Consider the following 19,067-nt stretch of genomic DNA (forward strand, 5'->3'; position numbering starts at 1 on the left):
TGTCCGTCGGCGGCCGCACGAGACCGCCTTCCGTCGGCACCATCAGGCACGCGCGGCGCGGCGATTGTCCTCGGAGCAATCCGCGCTGGCGCACACGGCCGCAGGCCTTGCCGGCAAGGCTCGAGCGGCCGCAGCTGCGCTTGCCGGATATGAGTCATTTGGGGCCGGAACTTGCGGAAAATTGCGCATGTTGCGAGCCATGAGGGAAAGTTTTCGTGCTTTATCGCCAAGCTTCTTGCGATGCAGCGGCGACAGGCCTAGGGTGCCGCGATCCCATTCAAATCAAGTCGTGGCCGAACGGCTCACGACGTTTGCCAGGAGATGATAATGGCCTTCCTGTCCGCTGCGCTCGACCGTGTGAAGCCGTCCGCGACGATCGCGGTCACGGACAAAGCACGCGCGCTGAAAGCCGCGGGCCGCAACGTCATCGGCCTCGGCGCCGGCGAGCCTGACTTCGACACGCCTGCCAACATCAAGCTGGCTGCGATCCACGCGATCGAGGCCGGCAAGACCAAGTACACCGATGTCGGCGGCATTCCGGAGCTCAAGGAAGCCATCATCAACAAGTTCTCGCGCGAGAACGGCCTGAGCTACAAGCCGAACCAGATCATCGTCGGCACCGGCGGCAAGCAGGTGCTCTACAATGCGCTGATGGCGACCATCAATCCGGGCGACGAGGTGATCATCCCGGCGCCGTATTGGGTCAGCTATCCCGAGATGGTCGCGCTCGCCGGCGGCGAGTCGGTGCCGGTGGTTTGCCCCGCCTCGACCGGCTTCAAGCTGCGCCCGGAAGATCTCGAGAAGGCGATCACGCCGAAGACCAAGTGGGTGATCCTGTGCTCGCCGTCGAACCCGACCGGCTCGGCCTATACCAGGAGCGAGCTCAAGGCGATCACCGACGTGCTGGTCAGGCATCCGCATGTCTGGGTGATGACCGACGACATGTACGAGCACCTCGTCTATGACGACTTCGTCTTCACCACCGCGGCGCAGGTCGAGCCGAGCCTTTACGAGCGCACGCTGACCGTGAACGGCGTGTCGAAGGCCTACTGCATGACCGGCTGGCGCATCGGCTATGCCGGCGGCCCGGCGCAGCTGATCAAGGCGATGGCGACGATCCAGTCGCAGTCGACCTCGAACCCGTCGTCGATCGCGCAGTGGGCGTCGGTCGAGGCGCTCAACGGTCCGCAGGACTTCATCGCCGCGAACAACAAGGTGTTCAAGGAGCGCCGCGACCTCGTGGTGTCGATGCTCAACCAGGCGAACGGCATCGAGTGCCCGCGGCCGGAAGGCGCGTTCTACGTCTATCCGTCCTGCGCCGGCACGATCGGCAAGAAGGCGCCCTCGGGCAAGGTGATCGACAACGACGAGGCGTTCGTCACCGAGCTGCTCGAGAGCGAAGGCGTCGCCGTCGTGCAGGGGTCGGCGTTCGGTCTCGGACCGGCGTTCCGCATCTCGTACGCCACCAAGACCTCGGATCTCGAGGATGCCTGCAAGCGCATCCAGCGCTTCTGCGGTAATCTGCGGTAATCGGTTCTGAACTAAGAAACCAAGAAACGCTCCCGCACCTGGTGCGGGAGCGTTTCCTTTTATGTGCTGAGATCGCGCGGCGGTAAAATTGGTGAGTCAAATCACATCACGCTCATGTCACGCGTGTGTGTACGAACATCGATGCCACACGCTGGAAGTTTTTACGGCCTCTTTGCGAACTGCCTTGTTTTGGACACGACCCTTGCATTCTGTCCGCCGCACAAATTCAGTTCAGTTCACCTTGCGGAGACAGATAATGCGACTTTCGACTCTCACCCTTGCAGCGCTTGCGTTGCTGGCGCCGTTCGCCACCGCCAACGCGGCACCCCAGCAGGTTCAGGCCGGGGTTCTGCAATGCCAGGGCGGCGAGAACGTCGGCTTCGTCGTCGGCTCTGTTGCCCGCCTCGAGTGCGTGTTCCAGAGCGGCGGCCGCCGTCCCGAGCCTTATGTTGCGACCGTGAAGCGGATCGGCGTCGACCTCGGTGTCACCGCGACGACCCAGCTCGCCTGGGCCGTCAGCGCGCCGACCACGCAGCTTCCGCGTGGTGCGCTTGCCGGTAGCTACGGCGGCGTCGGCCTCAACGCGTCGGTCGGCCTCGGTGCCGGCGGCAACTTCCTGTTCGGCGGCCCGAACAACGCCTATGCACTGCAGCCGATCAGCGTGCAGGGCCAGACCGGCCTCAACGTTGCGGCCGGCATCGCCGGGATCGATCTCGAGCCGATCCGCACCGCTGGTCCTCGCCGGCATCATCGTCACCATCGTCATCATCACCACCACTAAGCCGGTCGGTGTTCGATCAAAGAGGCCCGCGAAAGCGGGCCTCTTTTTTTGTTGTCTGCTGTTTGCTGTCCGTTGCTCGACCAAATCGGCAGGCCCGGAGGAGGATAGCAGCGCCGCAACATCTCCTAACAATCGGTGGCCGAGCACCGCAATTCTGGCTGCACAATCGATGTTGTGGCATAGGATGCGAAAGGCGCCACAGACACCGCGCCGTTCTGCTCTCTGCTCGCGTCATGCCTCTCAGCCGGAGACTCCCCATCATGCGTCGCTTCACTCTCCTCGCCGGTGCCGCCATCGCCACGCTGACCGCAATCGTTGGCGCGGACGCCCAACAGCCGAGCCAGCGCGTTCAGGTCGGCGTCCTGGAATGCCGCGGTGGCGCGAGCGTCGGCTTCATCGTCGGCTCCGTGACCCATCTCGGTTGCGTGCTGCGTGCCAATGGCCTGCCTGAGGATCGCTACATCGCGACCATCCAAAAGGTCGGCATCGATCTCGGCATCACCCAGGAATCGGCGCTGGCCTGGGGCGTCTATGCACCGGTGGAGCGGCTCGGGCCGGGTGCGCTGTCCGGCAATTACGCCGGCGCGCAAGGCAGTGCGACTCTCGGTGTCGGCGTCGGCGGCAATGTGTTGGTCGGCGGCTCCGACAACACGATCGCCCTGCAGCCGCTCAGCGTGCAGGGCCAGGTCGGCGTCAACATCGCCGCCGGTCTCGAGAGCCTGGAGCTGCGTCCAGGGCGGTAAGGACGGTAGCGGGCTTAAGCGATCCGCGCGCGGCTCTACGCCGCGCGCCGTGCTGCCGCCGCACCGCAGCGAGTTTTCCAGCTTGCCAAAATCCTGAGACGGGCAGACCATAAACGGTCGCCGACCCAATCATGGGCCGAGCTCCAACACGAGGAGGCGGCAATGGGACAAGACGTCAGAAGTCCCCGAGGTCCACGGTGCATCGCGCTGGTGGGCCCTTTCCAAAGCGGTAAAACCACACTTCTGGAAGCGATCCTGGCGCGCACTGGCGCCATCAAGACTGCCGGCAGCGTCGATGCCGGAACCTCCGTCGGCGATGCCAGCCCCGAGGCACGTCAACACAAGATGGGCGTAGGCCTGACGGCCGCGACCACCACCTTTATGGGGGACAGCTACACCTTTATCGATTGCCCCGGCTCGATCGAGTTCGCGCACGACATGCGTGCCGCGTTGCCGGCAGTCGATGCCGCGGTCGTGGTCTGCGAGGCTGACGAGAAGAAGTTGCCGCAGCTGCAGATCATCCTGCGTGAGCTCGAGGAGCTCGGGATTCCCCGTTTTCTGTTCCTGAACAAGATCGACCGTGCCAACAAGCGCGTCCGCGAGACGCTTGCGACGCTGCAGCCGGCCTCGCGCGTGCCGCTGGTGCTGCGCCAGATCCCGATCTGGAACGGCGATCTGATCGAAGGCTTCGTCGATCTCGCGCTGGAGCGCGCCTTCGTCTATCGCGAGCACAAGCCGTCGGAGGTGATGGCGCTGGAAGGCGGCAATCTCGATCGCGAGAAGGAAGCGCGCTTCTCGATGCTGGAGAAGCTCGCCGATCACGACGATGCGTTGATGGAGCAGTTGCTGGAGGATATCCAGCCGCCGCGCGATGCCGTGTTCGACGATCTCGCGCGCGAACTGCGCGAAGGGCTGATCTGTCCGGTGCTGCTTGGTGCGGCGAGCCGCGAGAACGGCGTGCTCCGCCTGATGAAGGCGCTGCGCCACGAGGCGCCAGGCGTTACTGAGACCGCCGCGCGGCTCGGCATCAAGGACCAGAAGGACGCGCTGGCCTATGTGTTCAAGACCGTGCATCTGCAGCACGGCGGCAAGCTGTCGCTGGCGCGCGTGCTCGCAGGCCGGCTTGACGACGGCGCGACGCTGCAATCCTCAAGCGGCGAGAGCGGGCGGGTTTCCGGCATCCTCGCGGTCTCGGGTACGCATGACAGCAAGCGGCCGCAGGCCGAAGCCGGCGACGCGGTCGCGCTCGGCAAGCTCGATGCGATCAAGACCGGCGATACGGTCTCGAGCGGCAAGACCGCCCCGGCTTCGCTGGTCAAGATCGAGCCGGTGGCGGCGGTGCTGTCGATCTCGATCGCCGCGACCGACCGCAAGGACGACGTCAAGCTCGGCCAGGCACTGCTGCGGTTGAACGAGGAGGATCCCTCGCTGACGATGATCCAGAACCCACGCACCCACGACACCGTGCTGTGGGGGCAGGGCGAGATGCATCTGCGCGTCGCGCAGGAGCGGCTGAAGGACCGCTACGGCGTCAACGTCAAATCGCATCCGCCGGCGATCGGCTATCAGGAGACCATCCGCAAGGCCGTCACCCAGCGCGGACGGCACAAGAAGCAGTCCGGCGGCCACGGTCAGTTCGGCGACGTCGTGCTCGACATCAAGCCGAAGCCGCGCGGAAGCGGCTTCGAATTCCACGAGAAGGTGGTCGGCGGCGCGGTGCCGCGCAACTATATCGGCGCGGTGGAGGAGGGCGTGGTCGACGCGCTGGTCCGCGGGCCGCTCGGCTTTCCCGTGATCGATGTCGACGTCACGCTGACCGACGGCTCCTATCACAGCGTCGACTCCTCCGACCTGGCGTTCCGTACCGCGGCGCGGGCCGGCGTCAGCGAGGCGCTGCCGCAGTGCCAGCCGGTGCTGCTGGAGCCGATCCATATGGTGGAGATCGTCTGCCCGACCGAGGCGACCGCCAAGGTCAACGCGATCCTGTCGGCGCGCCGCGGCCAGATCCTCGGCTTCGACACCCGCGAGGGCTGGAGCGGCTGGGACTGCGTCCGTGCCACGATGCCGGAATCCGAGATCGGCGACCTCATCGTCGAGCTGCGCTCCGCCACCGCCGGCGCCGGCACGTTCACCCGCCAGTTCGACCGCATGGCCGAAGTGACGGGCCGCGCCGCCGACCAGATCATCGCCGCGCATCGCGACGCGGCGTGAGACTGCTGCTGCGATCACGCCCCGCGCGGGCGTGATCGTTGGCAGGTTGGCCGGAGGCCGCTAGCTTGTGTCCCTGATGGGGGCGCAACGACATCATGCTTGAATCCCGCCGTAACCTGGCGCTGGCCTGCGCGCTCAGCGCGCTGGCCGGCTATGTCGACGGCATCGGCTATCTGCATCTCGGCGGGCTGTTCGTGTCCTTCATGAGCGGCAACTCGACGCGGCTTGGCGTGATCTTGGCCGAGGGGCACTGGCAGCATGCGCTGGAAGCGCTGGAGCTCATCGTGCTGTTCGTCGCCGGTGCTGCGACCGGCAGCCTGGTCGTGCTCAGCCGCATCGCACATCGCCAGCCCCTGATCCTGCTGGTCGAGGCGCTGCTGCTGATGGCGGCGGCGATCGCCTATGCCTACGGCGTGCCGAACACGGCGGTCGCCGCCATCGTGCTGGCGATGGGGCTCGAGAACGCCGTGTTCCAGCTCGAAGGCGGGGCCGGGCTTGGCCTAACCTATGTCACGGGAGCGCTGGTGAAGGCCGGGCAGCTGATCGCCGCCGCGCTGACCGGCGGTGCGCCGTGGGCCTGGCTGCCGAACCTATTGCTGTGGGCGGCGCTGGTCGCGGGCGCTCTGCTCGGGGCACTTGCCTACCGCTCGATCAATCTCGGTGCGATCTGGTTTGCCGCGGGCACCGCGTTCGCCCTCAGCGCGCTGGTTGCCGCAACCGCGAAGCGGATGGATTGACAGCGCGGCTGCCTTGGCCGATGTCACGGCCATGACATCCCAAGGCAACACCCAAGGCCACACCCAAGGCAACCCCCAAGCCAATACCCGCGCCGCGTGCCTGATCGGCTGGCCGGCGGCGCATTCCCGCTCGCCGCTGATCCATCATTACTGGCTGCGCACGCTCGGCATCGAGGGCGGCTATGTGATCGAGGCCGTGCCGCCGGAGGATTTCAAGGATTTCCTGTTCCGCCTGTCGTTGCGCGGCTTCGTCGGCGCCAACGTCACCATTCCGCACAAGGAGCGCGCGCTGGCTCTCTCTGCACCGGACGCGCGCGCCCGCGCCGTCGGTGCCGCCAACACGTTGTGGTTCGCCGACGGCGAGCTGCGCTCGACCAACACCGATGTCGAAGGCTTCATCAACAATCTAGACGCCTGCGCGCCCGGTTGGGACAAGACGGAGGACGCGCTGGTGCTCGGCGCCGGCGGCGCGGCGCGTGCGGTGGTGTTCGGCCTGATCGAGCGCGGGATTGCGCGCGTGCACCTGGTCAACCGCACCATCGCCCGCGCCCGCGCGCTCGCAGAGCAGTTCGGCGCGCGCGTTCATCCGGCGACGTGGGACACGGTCGGCGAGCTCTTGCCGCGCGCAGGTTTGCTGGTGAACACGACGTCGCTCGGCATGCATGGCCAGCCCGCGCTCGAGATCGATGTCGCGTTGTTGCCGCAGAGCGCGGTTGTTTCCGATCTTGTCTATGTGCCGCTGGTGACGCCGTTGCTTGCCGCGGCAGCGGCGCGGGGGCTGAAGACCGCCGACGGGCTCGGCATGCTGCTGCACCAGGCGGTTCGCGGTTTCGAGCTGTGGTTCGGCCAGCGCCCGCACGTCACGCCGGAGCTGCGTGCGCTTGTCGAAGCCGATCTCACAAAGACTTGAGGCCTGGAATAGCGTCTCCGGAGCGGTGTCTCGTGTTAGTCCCCCGCGTTCCTTCCCGGAGATCACCATGCCTGCCAGCCGTTCCCACTTCACTCGTCCGTTCATTGCGCTCGCGATGGTGACGGCATCCACGCTCTACGCGCTTGCCCAGCAGCCGCCGACGCCGACGCGGGTGCGTGGAACCGTCGAGAGCGTCGATGGCGATACGCTAGCGGTGAAGTCGCGCAGCGGCGAGGACGTCAAGCTGCACATGGCGGGCAATATGGTGGTGCTCGGCCTCACCAAGATCGCACTGTCCGACATCAAGGTCGGTTCCTTCATTGGTACGACCACGGTGCCGGGGCCCGACGGCGTGCCGAAGGCGGTCGAGGTGCACGTCTTCCCCGAAAACATGCGCGGCACCGGCGAAGGCTCGCGGCCGTATGATCTGAAGCCGAACAGCAGCATGACCAACGCCACCGTCGCGGAATCAGTCGTCGGCAATGACGGTGATACATTGCTGGTCAAGTACAAGGACGGCGAGAAGAAGGTGCAGGTCACGCCCGACACACCTGTCGTGACCTATGTTCCCGGCGACAAGGCGGATCTGAAGGCCGGCGCCAAGGTCATCGCCTTCTTGAAGAAGTTGCCCGACGGCTCGCTCGAAACCGACCGCGTCAGCGTCGGCCGCGACGGCCTCACGCCGCCGATGTGACGCGAACGCCAGTCTCTCAACACGTCGCCCCAGCCTAGTGCGCAATTGCACACGGGAGCCGGTATCATAACCACCGATGATAATTGTTGAGAAGAGCTGGAGCCACAGCGCGCCAAATCTCGTAGGGGCGTGGTTATGGGTCCCGGCTCGCGCGGAGCCTGTCATCGGGCGGCGCTTCGCGCCGACCCGTTGGCTTGCCCGGGACGACGAAGACTATCTGGCCACGGCGGTCATGCACACTCACGCGCATCACCTGTCCGTTATCGCCGTAACGGCCCCCTCATCCGGTCCGTAGTTGCCATGCGAGTCACTTCTCCTGCGAAGGGGAGGTAGCCGCACGGAATACCTGCAACTCCCCGGTGTTCCCTGATTCGCCAGCCAAACCCATGAGGGACACCATGCCGAAATCGACGCTGTTCGCCGCATTGCTTCTCGTTGCCTTCACCTCGGCCGCATCGGCGCAGCAGCCGCCGACGGTGCGCATCCGCGGCACCATCGAGGCCGTCGATGGCGCGATGCTGTCGATCAAGTCGCGCGACGGCGACGATATGAAGGTACGCACCACCGAAAACGTCGCGGTGTTCGGCGTCGCCAAGACCGATCTGTCGGAGATCAAGGCCGGTTCCTATATCGGCGTCACCGCCATGCCCGAGCCGGACGGAACCCAGAAGGCGATCGCGGTTCACATCTTCCCGGAAGACCAGCGCGGCGCCGCCGAAGGTTTTCGTCCCTGGGACCTGCGTGCCAACTCGACCATGACCAACGCCACCGTCGCCGAGACGGTGGAGGGCACCAACGGCCAGAACATCCTGGTGAAATACAAGGACGGTGAGAAGAAGGTCGTGGTGCCGCCGGGAACCCCGGTCGTCACCTTCGTTTCCGGCGACAAGTCGGAGCTGAAGCCGGGCGCCAAGATCATCATCTTCGGCGCGGTGAAGAAGGACGACGGCACGCTGGAAGCCAACCGCGTCAATGTCGGCCGCGACGGCATCGCACCGCCGATGTGACGCGAAGCGAAGCTCTTTCAACACGTCGTCCCGGCGAAAGCGGGACCCATAACCACCGATCATCATTGTTGAACAGTGTTGTGGCCACAGCCGTCCAAATCTTGCACGGCTGTGGTTATGGATCCCGGGTCGCGCTTCGCTTGCCCGGGACGACGGGGAGTGTGTAGCCGCGCTAAACCGCCAGCACCTTGTCGTCGATCTCGGCGATGGTGTTGACGCCGCACAGCCCCATCGTGGTGGTGAGCTCCTTGCCGAGGATGTCGAGCGCCTTGGCGACGCCTTCCTGGCCGCCGGCGCCGAGGCCGTAGGCATAGGCGCGGCCGATCATGCAGGACTTCGCGCCGAGTGCGAGCGCGCGCATGATGTCCATGCCGGTGCGGATGCCGCCGTCGAACATGATCTCGAGCTTCGAGCCGACCTCGTCGACGATCTCCGGCAGCACCTCGATCGAGGACGGTGCGCCGTCGAGCTGGCGGCCGCCATGGTTGGACACCACGATCGCCTGCGCGCCGGTCTTGGCGGCGAGCTCGGCGTCCTCGACATCGAGGATGCCCTTGAGGATCAGCTTGCCCGGCCAGATGCTGCGGATCCAGTCGATGTCCTTCCAGTTCAGCGTGGTGTCGAACTGCGAGGCGGTCCATTCCGACAGCTTGGTCAGATCCTCGGTGCCTTTGACGTGACCGACGATGTTACCGAAGCTGCGGCGCTTGCCGCGCAGCACGCCGGCGACCCATGACGGCTTGCTCGCGAAGTCGATCAGCTTCGACAGCGACCACTCCGGCGGCACCGTCATGCCGTTCTTGATGTCCTGGTGACGCTGGCCGATCACCTGCAGGTCGACGGTCAACACCAGCGCCGAGCATTTCGCCGCGATGGCGCGCTCGATCAGCGACTTGATGAAGCCGCGGTCCTTCATGACGTAGAGCTGGAACCAGAACGGCTTGTCGACGGCGGCCGCGATGTCCTCGATCGAGCAGATCGACATCGTGCTCTGGGTGAACGGGATGCCGGCCGCCTGCGCCGCGCGGCAGGCGTAGATCTCGCCGTCGCCATGCTGCATGCCGAGCAGGCCGACCGGCGCCAGGATCAGCGGCATCGCCGAGGGCTCGCCGAGGATCGTGGTCGCCAGGCTGCGCTTGGACACATCGACCAGGATGCGCTGGCGGAACTTGATCTGCTGCAGGTCCTCGGTGTTGGCTCGCAGCGTGTCCTCGGTGTAGGAGCCGCGGTCCGCATAATCGAAAAACGCCTTCGGCACCCGGCGCTTGTGCAGCTGGCGCAGGTCTTCGATGCAGGTAATGTGCTTCATGGACGTTCCCGGCCCTTCTTCTTGGTCGCAAGTTCGATGCAGACGTCTTGCGGGTGTTCGGTCTTGCCGTCATCTAGCATGGTTGGATGGCCCGCCAAATCTGAAGACGGATGGGAGAGGACGATGACGCAATCAGGCTCCAAGCCGAAGCCAGACGACAATGCCGAAAAGCGCCGGCTCGACGAGGCCCTGGAAGAGGGCCTGGAGGAGACGTTTCCCGGTTCCGACCCCGTCAATGTCACCCAGCCGGCCCCCAGCAAGGGCGACCAGCACGTCAAGCGAGTCGGCAAGAGGTAGGGGACAGCACTCGTTCCCGGGGATTGCCTGAAGCGCCATAATGTTATATTTTTCAGCGCCTTAATGCCGAAAAATGCGGTTCAGCCGCGGTAATGATTCATCATATTTTTTGAAGTCATTTTAGCGCCTGGCAGTCTATAAGGCCGATGCACGCTACACTGGTAGGCGTTCAGGACTCTCTCGCCGGGTGGTTCGAGAGGTCCGTGTTGGGGGTATCATGAGCCGCAAATATTTCGGGACCGATGGAATTCGGGGCCGCGCCAATGGGCTGATTACGCCGGAGCTCGCGCTCAAGGTGGGGCAGGCCGCAGGGTTGGTGTTTCAGCGTGGCGACCATCGCCATCGCGTCGTGATCGGCAAGGACACGCGGCTGTCCGGCTACATGATCGAATACGCCATGGTCGCAGGCTTCACCTCGGTCGGCATGGACGTGCTGCTGGTCGGCCCGATGCCGACGCCGGCGATCGCGATGCTGACCAAGTCGATGCGCGCCGATCTCGGCGTCATGATCTCGGCGTCGCATAATCTTTTCGAGGACAACGGCATCAAGCTGTTCGGCCCGCAGGGCTTCAAGCTCTCCGACGATGTCGAGAAGCAGATCGAGCAGCTGCTCGACGAATCGCTGGACCGCCGCCTGGCGCAGAGCGCGAGCCTCGGCCGGGCCCGCCGCATCGACGGCGTCCACGACCGCTACATCGAATTCGCCAAGCGCACCCTGCCGCGCGACCTCTCGCTCGACGGCCTGCGCGTCGTGGTCGATTGCGCCAATGGCGCCGCCTACAAGGTGGTGCCGGAAGCGCTGTGGGAGCTCGGCGCCGATGTGGTGCCGATCGGGGTCGAACCCGACGGCTTCAACATCAACAAGGAATGCGGCTCGACCTCGCCGGAAGCGCTGTCGCGGAAGGTGCGCGAGATGCGCGCCGACATCGGCATAGCGCTCGATGGCGATGCCGATCGCGTCATCCTGGTCGACGAGCGCGGCCACATCGTCGACGGCGACCAGCTGCTCGCGGTGATCGCGCAGAGCTGGAAGGAAGAGGGGCGCCTCGCCAAGCCCGGCATCGTCACGACCGTGATGTCCAATCTCGGACTGGAGCGCTTCCTGCAGGGCCACGGAATTTCGATGGTCCGCACCCCGGTCGGCGACCGCTATGTGCTCGAGCAGATGCTGAGCGGCGGCTACAATCTCGGCGGCGAGCCGTCCGGCCACATCATCATGTCGGACTATTCGACCACCGGCGACGGCTTCGTCGCTGCGTTGCAGGTACTGGCCGTGGTGCAGAAGCTGCGCCGCCCGGTGTCGGAGATCTGCCGGCGCTTTGATCCGTTGCCGCAAATACTGAAGAACGTGCGCTATCGCAGCGGCAAGCCGCTCGACGACGCCGAGGTCAAGTCCGCGATCACCGACGGCGAGAAGCGCCTCAACGGCCATGGCCGCCTGCTGATCCGCCCCTCCGGCACCGAGCCGGTGATCCGCGTCATGGGCGAGGGCGACGATCGCATCCTGGTGGAAGAGGTCGTCGACAACATCGTCAGCGCACTCGGCCACGCCGCGGCGGCTTAGGGCTGCTGATTCCAATCTCGCATCTGCCGGTCCCGTCATCCCCGCGCAAAGGCTTCGCCTTTGTCGCTGGAGGAGCGCGCTCTTGCGCGCGTCTCGAAGGATGCACGGCCCGGCTGGTGGCCGATTCATCCTTCGAGACGCGGCCAAGCGGCCGCTCCTCAGGATGACGGGTCGTCGATGAGAACTCCACAGCGCATCGCTGCCATTAGCTAATGCAACTGGTTTGCCCTACCGCCGTGTCGTACGACACGGAGGCATTTTTCGCTTCGGCATGATCTCCGGTGTGTTCTTCGGCGTCGCCTTCGGCATCGGCGGTCTCGGCGCCGCGGTGCTGGGCCACACCTCGATCGCCTTCGTCTATCAGCTGTGCGCATTCCTGCCGGCGATCGGCCTGCTCGCGGTGTTCCTGCCGAAGATGCCGAAGGCCGTTCGCTGAACGTGCGCGGCGAGGGCGCCGCTCCACATTAAGCAATCGCTAACACTCAGCGCTCGCGTGCGCTGCAAACCGCGGGCCTGCGTCAACGCTTCATTAGCACCTGTGGCGAGATCGCCATCTTTCGCCGCCGCACGCGCGCTTCTATGGACCCATAAGCACCAGCCGCAGCAAAAGGTGAGAGAAAATCAACCTTAAAAATTAGGGTTAAGTGCCGCTTAAACATTTGCTGGCATCGTCCGGCCCGTGAGTTTCAGACGTGGGGCTGTCGTGTCGCCTCACTGGCCCAAAAGGACGAAGCCAATGCGTAGCGTAACGACCCTGATTGCCGCAGGCGCGGCATCCCTGCTGTCTTCGGTGGCGTTCGCTGCCGACATGCCGATCATGCCGCCGCCCCCGATGGCGTATGCTCCTCCGCCGGTCCAGGACTTCGGCGGCTGGTATCTGCGCGGCGACATCGGCATGACAAACACCCGGGCGAAGCTGCACGCCAATGCCTACGACACGCTGCCGCCCGGCACCGCGTTCAGTCAGTTCGGCACCGGCTTCGACAGCGGCATGCTGTTCGGCGTCGGCGTCGGCTATCAGTTCAACAGCTGGTTCCGCGCCGACATCACCGGTGAGTATCGCTCGAAGGTGAGCTTCAACGGCACCGACTTCTTCACGTTCCCCGGGCCGAGCTCTTTGGGCGACACCTATCATGGCGGCGTCCAGAGCTGGGTCGGCCTCGCGAACATCTACGCCGATCTCGGCACCTGGGGTTGCCTGACCCCGTTCATCGGTGCCGGTGTCGGTGCCGCGGTGATCAAGACCTCGGCCTTCTCCGACGTCGCCACGTTCCCGAGCGGCTCCGGCCTGACCAGTTCCTTCGTCGCCGACGGCGCGACCAAGACCAACTTCGCCTGGGCGCTGCATGCCGGTGTCGCCTACAAGGTCACCAACAACTTCACGGTTGAACTGGCCTATCGCTACCTCGACATGGGCACCGCCGGCCACGGCCAGGGTCACTTCTTCGACGGCACGCCGGCCGGTCCCTCGAGCTTCCAGTTCCGCGACATGACCTCGCAGGACGTGAAGCTCGGCGTGCGCTTCGCCTTGCCCTGCTGCGACGTGCTGCCCCCGCCGCCGCCGCCCCCGCTGATCCGCAAGGGTTAATTTCGGGCCTTCTCGGTTAACGATTGAAACGGCGCGGGATCACCCCGCGCCGTTTTTCTTTGCCGTGTCATGTCGCGAGCTTCTGCAACTTGAGTGGTCGAAAGCGGCCGGCGACAACGATTGGTTAAGGTTAACAGGCGATGATCAACGCGCATTCGGTGAGTGGGATGGAGCGTTGCAATGCGTAGGTTCTTGCTGGCGGCGATGATGTTCGGGGCGGTGACCGGCGCACAGGCGGCCGACATGCCTGATTTCCTTCGCGGCAGTCTTCCCGCTTCCAGCGCGCCAACCAGAAACTGGGACGGCTGGTATGCCGGCGGTCAGGTCGGCCAGACATGGATCAACACCGACTTCGGGGGCAGCGTTGCTTCCCTGACCAATTCCATCTTCCGCAACACCACGCTGCAGGGGCCGACGTCCCAATTTAATTTGCTGGGCCGGGTCAATGCGCAAAGCTCGGGCTTCGGAGCGTTTGTCGGACGCAACTATCAGTTTGACGACGTCGTGGTGGGTGTCGAAGCAAACTATACCTATTGGTCCGGGCTGACGACAACGACCTCCGGAAGTCTGGGTCCGATTCAAGTCGCTCAGCCAAACTTGGTCCTGCCGGCCGGCGCGTCTGCCGCCGACGGCGTGTCGCTGAATGGAAGCGCTGCGCTGAAGCTCAAGGACGAGATGACATTCCGCGGCCGCGCAGGTTGGGCAACCGGTGACTTTCTGCCTTACGTCTTCGGCGGCCTTGCAGTCGGCCGAATGGACGTTTCGCGCACGGTCACAAGCTCCGTGAACAGAACGATCAACTTTGCTGACGGAAGTTCGACCACCTTTGCGCTCCCGCAGTTTGCCCAAACCGCGACGGATGCGAAAACGGACGCCTACGTTGCCGGCTGGACCGCTGGTCTCGGCCTGGAATACATGCTGTGGAATTGTGTTTTCGTGCGCGGCGAGTGGGAATACGTCAAGTTCAGCCCGGTCAAGAACACGTCGGTCACGCAGAACAGCGTACGCGCCGCCATCGGCTACAAGTTCTGACGCACGCCGCGTCGCTTGACACTGCAATGTGCGGCTGATCCGATGTTGCTCCGCAAGCGGAGCGACCTCAGATGAAAATCTACGGCGACGCCAATTCGGGCAATTGCCTGAAGGTGAAATGGGTGTGCGACAAACTGGCGCTGCCTTACACGTGGGTCGAGATCGACACCATGAAGGGCGGCAGCCGGACGGCGGAATTCCTCAAGCTGAACGGTTGGGGTCAGGTGCCGACGGTCGAGCTGGATGACGGCCGCACGCTCGCGCAATCCGACGCCATCATCCGCTACCTCGCGCGCGGAAGCGATCTGATCCCCGGCGATCCCTATCGCGCGGCGCAGATGGATGCCTGGATGTTCTGGGAGCAGAACAGCCATGAGCCCTATGTTGCCGTCTGCCGCTTTCAGGCCGTGTATCTCGGCAAGGCCGTGTCGGAGATCGATCCGAACCTCATCAAGCGCGGCTATGTGGCGCTCGATCATTTGGAGCGGCATCTCGCCGGCGCGCAATTCCTGGTCGGCGATGCGTTCTCGCTCGCCGACGTCTCGCTGCTTGCCTATACGCGCATGGCGGAGGATGGCGGCCTCGCGCTCGCGCGCTATCCCATGACCCGCCGCTGGATCGCCGACGCGGAGCATGTGCTCGCTCTGCCGCCGGTCCGCTGATCTCGGGTAAACCTCGCCATGCGTGAAGCTTCATCGATCACGATCCGCCGCGCTCGCCGCGAGGATGTCGCCGCCATCGTCGGCATGCTGGCGGACGATCCGCTCGGCCGTGCGCGCGAGCGGATCGCGGATCCGCTGCCGCCAAGCTACTACGACGCCTTCGCGCGGGTCGAGCGTGATCCGAACCTGCAGCTTGTCGTCGCCGTCGACGGGGAGGGCGCCGTCATCGGCTGCCTGCAGCTCGCGGTGCTGCCGGGTATCAGCTCGCAGGGCTCTTCGCGCGGCCTGCTCGAGGACGTCCGCGTCGCAACACACTGCCGCAGCCGCGGCATTGGCGAGCTGCTCGTGCAGTGGGCGGTCGCGGAGGCGCGCGCGCAAGGCTGCATGCTGGTCGAGTTGCTGACGTATCACACGCGCGTCGATGCGCAGCGCTTCTATGAGCGGCTCGGATTCGCGCGCAGCCATGTCGGCATGACGCTTCGCTTCTGACCTGCGCGAGTTGTGCCGCACACACGACAATGCCTGCGGTAGCCGCTGCTGCGCGATCCGGTTAACAGCCAATAAACTAAGCCGGTCTCCGTGAATTTACGGGTCGGAACGAGTCCGGTATGTCGGGCGTCTCCCACGGGGCGGCGGGCAACTGGGGATTTGAATGTCGGACTATTCGATCGTGCGGGTCGGCAACGAGTACATCGTGCAGGCCGGCGATAAGAGCATTTTGAAAATATCGAGCCGGCGCAGGGCAGTTAAGATCATGACTCTCGCGGCGGATTTGCTCGATCAGGAGACGATGCAGCAGGTCGAGGACGCCCCATCAATCAGCCGTGATCCCCCGACTGTCCCGGAAAAGTCGGAACTTCCTTGACGTTTTGGTGCCCTTCCACTATTTCCGACGGCGGGAAACCTCTCCCCACCGAGAGGCAGCTATCTGGAAGGGTAGATTATGACTGCAGCGAAGCCCGCTTCGCGGCCCAATGTGCCGCATTTCTCCTCCGGCCCCTGCGCCAAGCGCCCCGGCTGGAACCCCAACAATCTCAAGGACGCCGCCCTCGGCCGCTCGCATCGTGCGAAGGTCGGCAAGGCCAAGCTCAAGCTCGCGATCGAACTGACGCGCGAAGTGCTCGAGGTGCCTGCGGACTACAAGATCGGCATCGTGCCGGCGTCGGACACCGGCGCGGTCGAGATGGCGCTGTGGTCGCTGCTCGGCGCGCGGCCCGTCACCACGCTCGCCTGGGAATCCTTCGGCGAGGGCTGGGTCAGCGACATCGTCAAGGAATTGAAGCTGAAGGACGTCACCAAGCTGAACGCGGCTTACGGTGAAATCCCCGATCTCGCCAAGGTCGACCCCGCGTCCGACGTCGTCTTCACCTGGAACGGCACCACTTCCGGCGTGCGCGTGCCGAACGCCGACTGGATCAGCGCAACCCGTGAAGGCCTCACGATTTGCGACGCGACCTCGGCCGCCTTCGCGCAGCCGCTCGATTTCGCCAAGCTCGACGTCGTCACCTTCTCCTGGCAGAAGGCGCTCGGCGGCGAGGCGGCACACGGCATGCTGATCCTGTCGCCGCGTGCGGTGGAACGGCTCGAGACCTACAAGCCGGCCTGGCCGCTGCCGAAGATCTTCCGCCTCACCAAGGGCGGCAAGCTCAACCAGGGCATCTTCGAGGGCGAGACCATCAACACGCCGTCGATGCTCTGCGTCGAGGATTATCTTGACGCGTTGAACTGGGCGAAGTCGATCGGCGGCCTGAAGGCGCTGATCGCGCGCGCCGATGCCAACACCAAGGCGCTCGCCGACTGGAAGGCGCGAACGCCCTGGATCGACTTCCTGGCCAAGGATCCCGCGATCCGCTCCAACACCTCGGTGTGCCTGAAGTTCACCGATCCCGCGATCACCTCGCTTCCGTCAGACGCCCAGGCCGACTTCTGCAAGAAGTTGGTCGCGCTGGTCGAGAAGGAGAACGCCGGCTTCGACTTCGCGTATTACCGCGATGCGCCGGCCGGCCTGCGGATCTGGTGCGGCGCCACCGTCGAGGCAAAGGACGTCGAGCTGCTGACGCAGTGGATCGACTGGGCCTTCGCCGAAACCAAGGCAGCGCTGCCCAAGGCGGCATGAGCTTTCTCTTGTCACCTCTCCCCGTTCTTACGGGGAGAGGTCGGATTGCGCAGCGATCCGGGTGAGGGGCCTTCTCGGCTTGTTCCTCGCCCGTGGCTGCCCCTCAGCCCAACCCTCTCCCCGCAAGAACGGGGAGAGGGAGAAGTGATCAGAGACTTCACCACATTGGTCCAAGAGACCCGCCCGCTGCAGGGCAGAGGAACAGTCACATGACAAAACCCAAGGTTCTGATTTCCGACGCGCTGTCTCCCGCCGCCGTGCAGATCTTCAAGGATCGCGGCGTCGAGGTCGATTTCCAGCCCAATCTCGGCAAGGACAAGGACAAGCTCGCCGAGATCATCGGCAACTATGATGGCCTTGCGATCCGCTCGGCCACCAAGGCGACCGCCAAAATCATCGAGAAGGCGACGAAGCTGAAGGTGATCGGCCGCGCCGGCATCGGCGTCGACAATGTCGAGATTCCGGCCGCGACCGCCAAGGGCATCATCGTGATGAACACGCCGTTCGGCAATTCGATCACGACCGCCGAGCACGCCATCACCTTGATGCTGGCGCTGGCGCGCGAGATCCCGCAGGCCGACGCCTCGACCCAGGCCGGCAAGTGGGAGAAGAACCGCTTCATGGGCGTCGAGATCACCGCCAAGACGCTCGGGGTGATCGGCTGCGGCAATATCGGCTCAATCGTCGCCGACCGCGCGCTCGGCCTGCGCATGAAGGTGATCGCGTTCGATCCGTTCCTGTCGCCGGAGCGCGCCAAGGACATCGGCGTCGAGAAGGTCGAGCTCGACGATCTGCTCAAGCGCGCCGATTTCATCACGCTGCACACGCCGCTGACCGAGAAAACCCGCAACGTGATCGACGCGGCCGCGATCGCCAAGATGAAGAAGGGCGTGCGCATCATCAACTGCGCGCGGGGCGGTCTGGTCGACGAGCAGGCGCTGGTCGATGCGCTGAATTCCAAGCATGTCGCGGGCGCCGCCTTCGACGTGTTCGTCGAGGAGCCGGCGACCTCGAACGTGCTGTTCGGCCATCCCAACGTGATCTGCACCCCGCATCTCGGCGCCTCCACCACCGAGGCGCAGGAGAACGTCGCGCTGCAGGTCGCCGAGCAGATGTCGGACTATCTGCTGTCGGGCGCGATCTCGAACGCGGTCAACTTCCCCTCGATCACGGCGGAAGAGGCGCCGAAGCTGAGGCCGTTCATCGAGCTCGCCGAGAAGCTTGGCTCGTTCGCCGGCCAGCTCACCGAGAGCGGCATCCTCAAGACCACGATCACCTATGAGGGCCACGTCGCCGAGATGAAGATCAAGGCGATCACCTCGGCGGTGCTGTCCGGCCTGCTGCGGCCGATGCTGGGCGAGGTCAACGTGGTGTCGGCGCCTGTCGTTGCCAAGGAGCGCGGCATGGTGGTGGACGAGGTCGTCCGCGCGGCGCAGAGCGACTATGAAAGCCTGATCACGGTCACCGTCGCCACCGAGCGCCAGGAGCGTTCGGTGTCCGGCACCGTCTACGCCGACGGCAAGCCGCGCCTCGTCGACATCAAGGGCATCCGCGTCGACGCCGAGTTCGGCAAGTCGATGATCTACGTCACCAACGAGGACAAGCCGGGCTTCATCGGCGCGTTCGCAAGCCTGCTCGGCGATGCCAAGATCAACATTGCGACCTTCCATCTCGGTCGCGTCAAGCAGGGCGGCGACGCCATCGCGCTGGTCGAGGTCGACGGCGCGGTGCCGGCGGATCTGCTCGCCAAGGTGCAATCGCTGCCGCAGGTGAAGCAGGCCAAGGCGCTGACGTTCTAGTTTTTGCGATCGGTGGTTTGTCCGCACACTCGCTTCACCTCTCCCGCTTGCGGGGTCGAGACGAGCAAAGCTCGCTCTTAGGTCGGA

The 19,067-nt window shown here is 64.8% G+C and carries 18 protein-coding genes and 1 pseudogene; 18 read left to right on the forward strand and 1 reads right to left on the reverse strand.

Annotated features, from left to right (window positions below):
* Positions 1 to 327: 327 nt before the first annotated feature.
* The 8 genes from ACVIGB_RS37920 to ACVIGB_RS37955 all read left to right on the forward strand — a co-directional run bounded on the left by ACVIGB_RS37920 (position 328) and on the right by ACVIGB_RS37955 (position 8,613).
* The gene (locus ACVIGB_RS37920; RefSeq protein WP_092117420.1) at positions 328 to 1,530 is read left to right on the forward strand and encodes a pyridoxal phosphate-dependent aminotransferase; all 1,203 of its coding nucleotides are present in this window, start codon (positions 328 to 330) and stop codon (positions 1,528 to 1,530) included.
* A gap of 256 nt (positions 1,531 to 1,786) precedes the next feature.
* Entirely contained in the window at positions 1,787 to 2,311 is a 525-nt protein-coding gene (locus tag ACVIGB_RS37925) for a DUF992 domain-containing protein (protein ID WP_456718852.1), read from the forward strand.
* 260 nt (positions 2,312 to 2,571) lie between these two features.
* Positions 2,572 to 3,054: a DUF992 domain-containing protein gene (locus tag ACVIGB_RS37930; RefSeq protein ID WP_097673135.1), complete on the forward strand. Its 483-nt coding sequence runs from the start codon at positions 2,572 to 2,574 to the stop codon at positions 3,052 to 3,054.
* A 162-nt stretch (positions 3,055 to 3,216) separates the two neighbouring features.
* Positions 3,217 to 5,265, forward strand: a complete 2,049-nt coding sequence (locus ACVIGB_RS37935) for an elongation factor G (protein WP_456718851.1) — start codon at positions 3,217 to 3,219, stop codon at positions 5,263 to 5,265.
* A gap of 95 nt (positions 5,266 to 5,360) precedes the next feature.
* On the forward strand, positions 5,361 to 6,002 hold the full coding sequence (locus ACVIGB_RS37940; protein WP_456718850.1) for a YoaK family protein: 642 nt from the start codon (positions 5,361 to 5,363) through the stop codon (positions 6,000 to 6,002).
* Positions 6,003 to 6,033: 31 nt separating this feature from the next.
* Positions 6,034 to 6,912 carry a shikimate dehydrogenase gene (locus ACVIGB_RS37945; RefSeq protein ID WP_456718849.1) on the forward strand — a complete coding sequence of 293 codons (879 nt, stop codon included), beginning with the start codon at positions 6,034 to 6,036 and terminating at the stop codon, positions 6,910 to 6,912.
* A 115-nt stretch (positions 6,913 to 7,027) separates the two neighbouring features.
* Positions 7,028 to 7,606, forward strand: a complete 579-nt coding sequence (locus ACVIGB_RS37950) for a hypothetical protein (protein WP_456724979.1) — start codon at positions 7,028 to 7,030, stop codon at positions 7,604 to 7,606.
* A 398-nt stretch (positions 7,607 to 8,004) separates the two neighbouring features.
* Positions 8,005 to 8,613 (forward strand): hypothetical protein, encoded by a 609-nt coding sequence (locus ACVIGB_RS37955; RefSeq protein ID WP_456718848.1) that lies wholly within the window; start codon positions 8,005 to 8,007, stop codon positions 8,611 to 8,613.
* 172 nt (positions 8,614 to 8,785) lie between these two features.
* Here the strand turns inward: ACVIGB_RS37955 and ACVIGB_RS37960 are convergent, their stop codons facing one another.
* On the reverse strand, positions 8,786 to 9,922 hold the full coding sequence (locus ACVIGB_RS37960; protein WP_456718847.1) for an alpha-hydroxy acid oxidase: 1,137 nt from the start codon (positions 9,920 to 9,922) through the stop codon (positions 8,786 to 8,788).
* A 123-nt stretch (positions 9,923 to 10,045) separates the two neighbouring features.
* Here ACVIGB_RS37960 and ACVIGB_RS37965 point away from each other — a divergent pair, with 123 nt between their 5' ends.
* The 10 genes and pseudogenes from ACVIGB_RS37965 (at position 10,046) to serA (ending at position 18,980) form a co-directional block, all read left to right on the forward strand.
* Entirely contained in the window at positions 10,046 to 10,219 is a 174-nt protein-coding gene (locus ACVIGB_RS37965; RefSeq protein WP_456718846.1) for a hypothetical protein, read from the forward strand.
* A 217-nt stretch (positions 10,220 to 10,436) separates the two neighbouring features.
* A complete protein-coding gene (gene glmM / locus ACVIGB_RS37970) occupies positions 10,437 to 11,783 on the forward strand; it encodes a phosphoglucosamine mutase (RefSeq protein WP_092117402.1) in 1,347 nt (448 codons plus the stop codon).
* Positions 11,784 to 12,045: 262 nt separating this feature from the next.
* Positions 12,046 to 12,219 (forward strand): annotated as a pseudogene (locus ACVIGB_RS37975) (MFS transporter); the annotation flags it as partial.
* 300 nt (positions 12,220 to 12,519) lie between these two features.
* Entirely contained in the window at positions 12,520 to 13,371 is an 852-nt protein-coding gene (locus tag ACVIGB_RS37980; RefSeq protein WP_171947755.1) for an outer membrane protein, read from the forward strand.
* A gap of 180 nt (positions 13,372 to 13,551) precedes the next feature.
* Positions 13,552 to 14,403, forward strand: a complete 852-nt coding sequence (locus tag ACVIGB_RS37985) for an outer membrane protein (protein ID WP_456718845.1) — start codon at positions 13,552 to 13,554, stop codon at positions 14,401 to 14,403.
* 71 nt (positions 14,404 to 14,474) lie between these two features.
* Positions 14,475 to 15,065: a glutathione S-transferase family protein gene (locus ACVIGB_RS37990; RefSeq protein WP_456718844.1), complete on the forward strand. Its 591-nt coding sequence runs from the start codon at positions 14,475 to 14,477 to the stop codon at positions 15,063 to 15,065.
* 18 nt (positions 15,066 to 15,083) lie between these two features.
* On the forward strand, positions 15,084 to 15,554 hold the full coding sequence (locus ACVIGB_RS37995) for a GNAT family N-acetyltransferase (protein WP_456718843.1): 471 nt from the start codon (positions 15,084 to 15,086) through the stop codon (positions 15,552 to 15,554).
* A gap of 163 nt (positions 15,555 to 15,717) precedes the next feature.
* Positions 15,718 to 15,930: a hypothetical protein gene (locus ACVIGB_RS38000; protein WP_456718842.1), complete on the forward strand. Its 213-nt coding sequence runs from the start codon at positions 15,718 to 15,720 to the stop codon at positions 15,928 to 15,930.
* 78 nt (positions 15,931 to 16,008) lie between these two features.
* Complete coding sequence (locus ACVIGB_RS38005) at positions 16,009 to 17,181, forward strand: phosphoserine transaminase (protein ID WP_092117395.1); 1,173 nt, start codon at positions 16,009 to 16,011, stop codon at positions 17,179 to 17,181.
* A gap of 209 nt (positions 17,182 to 17,390) precedes the next feature.
* Positions 17,391 to 18,980: a phosphoglycerate dehydrogenase gene (serA, locus tag ACVIGB_RS38010; RefSeq protein ID WP_456749278.1), complete on the forward strand. Its 1,590-nt coding sequence runs from the start codon at positions 17,391 to 17,393 to the stop codon at positions 18,978 to 18,980.
* Positions 18,981 to 19,067 lie beyond the last annotated feature (87 nt).

It is taken from the genome of Bradyrhizobium sp. USDA 4341, assembly GCF_054063755.1.